Raw genomic sequence first — 4,592 nt, 5'->3', positions numbered from 1 at the left:
CAGGGAGACGAGCACTTTCGTTACGCCGAGGTGTTCACCAAGTTGCGCCAGTGTCCGACCGGTGCGGTGCCCGTTGGTTTGAACATTCCCGGCAGCCCCGGGGCCAACATCGACGTCTCACGGCCGGACGAAAAGCTGGTCTCGCTGCGTCAATTCACGCCCAAAATTCACCTCCTGAAAGCGGTCAAGGCGCCGGGAGGCGGTTGCGGTGGATGATGGATGTCAACTTTCGGCGACTGGTCGAATCTTTTCGTAAATCGCCGGCAGTTTGTCCCGATAGGCCTGGCGAAATGTCGCTTCGAACTCGCCAAGCGGCTTGACGGGAATCAGGTCCATGACCTCCGCTTCCGAGAGACAGGACGCCTCCATCGTGGCAAGAGCGCCCAGAACCATGTCACTCAGGGCTGCCTGGAAATCTTCGGGGGATAAACCAAGGCCTGTCAGGATGGAGCGTAATTCATAGAATTGCGGCCAGAAATACGTCGGACCCATCGCGGTGAGGAGTGCGTACAACTCCAGGTGCGATTCTGACACGAACGGCGCTTTCCCCAGGATTTGCAGGAGGCTCATCAGGCGGACCATCTGAGCCTCCGGAAAGCCCTTGGCAAGGCGGACCGGATTGTAGCCCATTCCCACAAGAGAGGGCGCGTTTGGAATGACACGAGCTACGTTCGGAAATCCCCCCAACTGTTGTTGAAGTTGACTGATTGTAATTTTGGGAGCCAGCGAAACGACAACCGATTCTGGCTTCAGCTTACCGGAAAGCTCTGCAGTGACCGTGGGAATCGCCGGTGGATGGACGGCCAGAAAAATAAACTCGCTGTCCACGAGCTCGGAGACCTGAGAAACCCTTTCGAGGGGGCCAGACACCTGAGACAACAGCAACCTGGCGGCTCGGTCGTCTGGGTCCACGAACTTGACGCGGGCAATCGAAGCCCCATTCCGGACCCAGCCGCCAAGCATAATTCGCGCGATGCGTCCGCCGCCAGCGAATCCGAGGGTGTACGCCATTTCCCTGATCCTCTCGTGTTAGCGATAAAATACTTGCACTTTTTTGCAAATATACAATTTGTGTTCCCGGTGTCAACGGCCAGGCAGGGTCGTCTCCCGGCCGGGTTCCGTCCCCCGAGCAGCTCGATCTATTGTTCCATTCAATTTTTTCCGGCTAAAATGGTAGCGACACTGACGCACTCGGTACGAGGAAATCGTCAACGACAAGTTTCAACGAGCGGAGTGAATGCCCATGACTCTGAAGGAAATTCTTGCGGCCAAAGGTAGCCACGTTTACACCATTCACCCCGACGCCACTCTCCAGGACGTGGTGGAAGAACTCGTCCAGCACAACATTGGCGCCCTGATGGTTTGCCGACGTGATCCCGGTGAGGGCCGCGAGGAAATTCTGGGCATCATCACGGAACGTGATATCCTTCGCCGCTGCGCTTTTTCCGAGCACCCGCTTCGCTCCGTGCGGGTGGAAGAGGCCATGTCCCGCAATTTGATCGTGGCCCATCCCGACTACACTGTCGAGCAAGCCATGCAACTCATGACCAACAACCGGATTCGTCATCTGCCGGTGGTGGTTGACGGTCGACTGGTGGGCATCAAAAAGGTCCTTGATTTCCGCCAGACGTCGTTCGGACAGGGTCTTGATTCTCGTTCGCGAACCGAGGGAGCTACCCGGTTCGTTGAAGGCAATATGCCCATCCGTCCCGATGCCCAGGATTTGTAAATCGATCCCGCCACACTCCTTGATACGCTGCTCGTACCAGGCACAAAAGGCTCGGTAATTTTTCGCCGTGCCAGACGGCATATAGATATTTTGTGGCGAAAGATTCACGTATTTAAAAAAGTTCTCGTGCATGAAATAGTACTGGCTTTGTGGGTGATCCTTGCCCAACCCGACGTATTCATCCAGATTGAAGGTCGTCACCTGAGAAAAATCGAGCAGCCCTTCTTTAAACATCCGCACAAGTTCTCGGTATAACCCGATGTGCGTGTTACCCACAGCCAAGCCGAGGACGGCGTTCGGTTTCGCATTAAGGACACTGGCGACAGCCTCGGCAGCCGCCCGACACATTTCCTCGTAAGTTTCTTTGATGACTACTTCCATGATCCGTCTCCCTCAATGGATCAACCCGCGGCGAACCTTGACCCCAATTCCCCGTCCAGCCAACGGAGGTACTTCCCAACTGCCGACACCTGGCGGTATGGTGTTTTCACTTATTCCAGTGTTCCGCCAAACCTCATGCAGACCTGCGTTTGACTCCCGTCGAACGGTCCCTCATGATAATAATACTTGAGTGTCAGCCCTGCGCTGGGCTTTGTCAAGCTGCGTGGTACGTTACCGTCCGCACATTGGCAGAGATCTGTGAGATGTCACGGGGGCGGTGTGTTGGCAGGGGCCATTGATGATTTGCCCCTGCCGTTTAATCGGCAACTCAAACGAGCAATTGGTGCTCGGTGGGTGAAATGGATTATCCAAGCTTGGCAAGCGGACCTGACAAGCAGGTCCCTCCGAGAAGTCGTTTGGAGGGGTACGCTTGTCGTGCCCGGCGACGCGAAACGGGCTTCGTCAAGCGGAAGGAATAGTCTGTATCACATGGCAACTTCCACCCGCAGCAATTCTGTTGAGGGCGTTTACTCCCAGGGATTCAGGAAGAACACTCTTAGACGAAGAGGAGGACAGAGATGGCTGGCACCACCGCACCTACGCGACCGGCGGCTTTGGTCACCGGAGGATCTCGTGGGATCGGGGCAGCAATCGCGTTGACACTGGGGGAACTGGGGTATCACGTGTTCGTCAACTACGCTACACGGCCTGACGCCGCCGAGGCAGTCGTCGCCTCTATCGCGGGAAAAGGCGGCTCTGCGGAAGCTGTTCAGGGGGACGTCGGAAATGCTGCGGACCGCGAGAGAATGATTGCTCGTCTTGAAGACTACGGTCGCTGGGACGTGCTCGTCAACAATGCGGGGATTACCTCCGTGGGCAGAAAGGATATCCTGGAGGCTACCGAAGAGAGCTGGGACCGTGTCTTCGCCACCAATCTTAAAGGTCCGTTTTTCCTGTCCCAGGCCGCCGGTCGCAAGATGATCGATTTCATCCGGGCGGGGAGACAGGAAAAAGGGTACATCATTAATATTTCTTCCGTTTCTGCGTTCGCCGTCTCAACAAATCGGGCGGACTACTGCTTGACCAAAGCCGCCATGCACATGATGACACAGCTTTTTGCCCAGCGGCTCGCAGAGGAAAAAATTCAGGTCTTCGAGATCTGTCCCGGCGTTATTGAGAGCGATATGACGGCGCCGGTCAAGGAGAAATACGACCGCCTGATTGCTGAGGGAGCATGGCCCATTCGGCGCTGGGGGCGTCCCGAAGACGTTGCCCGGGCCGTCGCCGCCATCGTTCAGGACTATTTCCCGTTCAGCACGGGGACTCGCTTCCTGGTGGACGGCGGGTTTCACATTCGAACCCTGTGATTGTTGGATCGCCTTAACGTCTCGGCGTGATGCGGTTCTTCGCGTGCCGAAGCCGCCCAAGGGCCATCGCCATGACCAACCCCGATATAAGTGCGGCGCCCACCGACGGCTCCGGAACGACAGCCGCGGTCACTGCGATCCCATCGAACAGCCCCCACCAGGTCATAGCGCCATATTTTGTAGTATCATCCATGGCGCGTAACTCAATCGTGTAGGTGCCAGTCGCGGGAGCCGTCCATGACCAAAATTGCCAATTGAGAAGGGATCGATCGCCGTCAAGCTGATCCACGGTCAAAGTCTTCGAAAAAAGTATAGTGGAATCCTGAAAGATCCGAATCTGCGCGTAATCGCTGTCCGCATATGTATAGGATTTTAGATAGGCGTCAATCGCCATCCAACCGGAGACGATTTCCCCGGCCGATAGCGCGACACTCTGCCGCAGGATGGTATCTGTGGGTGCGTCTTCATCGCTTTTAATCAACAGAAAGTAAGCTCCTTCCTTTGGGTAAATGGTTTGAGTGGCATCGGCTAAGGCCGTCCAACTCGCTACCCGTTGGAGGGTACCGCTTCCCGCTAAACTCACACTCCAGTTGGGCATTACTGAGAAGTCATTTTCAAAACCACCGTTATAGATAATCCCGGCGAAACCCTGCTGGCTGACAAAAACGGTGCCGCAGAGTGTCAGGAACGCACACGCACGGTAAATTCTCTCAACAACTCGAGCTACCATCAGCACTCACCTCCTCAAGTCATTCAAGTGACACTCATCGCCGATTAAAAATTGACTTGTTGAACCGACGCAAAAAGTCACGACAAAACCGGTGACCACCCGCAAGAGGAACCGCCGACATCGGCGCGTTCACTCAAACTGGCTTCTGCTGCTTGTCATTCGCGCGGGCAGCGCCCGGCTGCCAGGAAGACCTGGACTTGAGATAAGATCTAACACGTCCCACACGAGACTGCTTGTCAGTCCCGCAGGACTTCTGCCCCATTCGTCAATCGACGAGATCGCCCGGCAGGGCCGGGGCGATTAACGGCCCCTTTTTTTGCGGTTCACGGTTGGGACGAAATGAACGGAAATAGTTCGCGGATTTCCCGTTCGCTTGGTTGTCGAC

5 protein-coding genes and 1 pseudogene are annotated in these 4,592 nt (G+C 55.8%); 3 read left to right on the top strand and 3 right to left on the bottom strand.

Going from position 1 to position 4,592, the window contains the following annotated elements; genetic code table 11:
- Positions 1–216: hypothetical protein (locus H5U08_RS10665; RefSeq protein WP_297032845.1), on the top strand; the 216-nt coding region annotated here is incomplete at its 5' end.
- 6 nt (positions 217–222) lie between these two features.
- On the opposite strand, the gene H5U08_RS10660 is transcribed toward H5U08_RS10665, so the two are convergent.
- Positions 223–1,011 carry an NAD(P)-binding domain-containing protein gene (locus H5U08_RS10660; protein ID WP_297032843.1) on the bottom strand — a complete coding sequence of 263 codons (789 nt, stop codon included), beginning with the start codon at positions 1,009–1,011 and terminating at the stop codon, positions 223–225.
- Between the two features lie 226 nt (positions 1,012–1,237).
- On the opposite strand from H5U08_RS10660, the gene H5U08_RS19870 reads away from it, so the two are divergent.
- Complete coding sequence (locus H5U08_RS19870; protein WP_366494414.1) at positions 1,238–1,729, top strand: CBS domain-containing protein; 492 nt, start codon at positions 1,238–1,240, stop codon at positions 1,727–1,729.
- Here the strand turns inward: H5U08_RS19870 and H5U08_RS19865 are convergent.
- Positions 1,703–2,110: pseudogene (locus H5U08_RS19865) on the bottom strand (6-phosphogluconolactonase); the annotation flags it as partial. The gene H5U08_RS19870 and the pseudogene H5U08_RS19865 sit on opposite strands and share 27 nt — an antisense overlap.
- A 578-nt stretch (positions 2,111–2,688) precedes the next feature.
- On the opposite strand from H5U08_RS19865, the gene H5U08_RS10650 reads away from it, so the two are divergent.
- Entirely contained in the window at positions 2,689–3,477 is a 789-nt protein-coding gene (locus H5U08_RS10650) for a 3-ketoacyl-ACP reductase (protein ID WP_297032841.1), read from the top strand.
- Between the two features lie 13 nt (positions 3,478–3,490).
- Here the strand turns inward: H5U08_RS10650 and H5U08_RS10645 are convergent, their stop codons facing one another.
- The gene (locus H5U08_RS10645; protein WP_297032840.1) at positions 3,491–4,207 is read right to left on the bottom strand and encodes a hypothetical protein; all 717 of its coding nucleotides are present in this window, start codon (positions 4,205–4,207) and stop codon (positions 3,491–3,493) included.
- Positions 4,208–4,592: the final 385 nt, after the last annotated feature.

The sequence above is a fragment of the Thermogutta sp. genome, assembly GCF_014359955.1.
Taxonomy (GTDB): Bacteria; Planctomycetota; Planctomycetia; order Pirellulales; family Thermoguttaceae; genus Thermogutta.
The sequence above is the reverse complement of the archived record's forward strand: the minus strand, read 5'-3'. Positions and strand labels throughout refer to the sequence as shown.

What these genes read in the sequence shown, in the direction of transcription:
- H5U08_RS10645 (WP_297032840.1), bottom strand. Translation starts at nt 4,207, where the DNA reads ATGGTAGCTCGAGTTGTTGAGAGAATTTACCGTGCGTGTGCGTTCCTG.
- H5U08_RS19870 (WP_366494414.1), top strand. Translation starts at nt 1,238, where the DNA reads ATGCCCATGACTCTGAAGGAAATTCTTGCGGCCAAAGGTAGCCACGTT.
- H5U08_RS10650 (WP_297032841.1), top strand. Translation starts at nt 2,689, where the DNA reads ATGGCTGGCACCACCGCACCTACGCGACCGGCGGCTTTGGTCACCGGA.
- H5U08_RS10660 (WP_297032843.1), bottom strand. Translation starts at nt 1,011, where the DNA reads ATGGCGTACACCCTCGGATTCGCTGGCGGCGGACGCATCGCGCGAATT.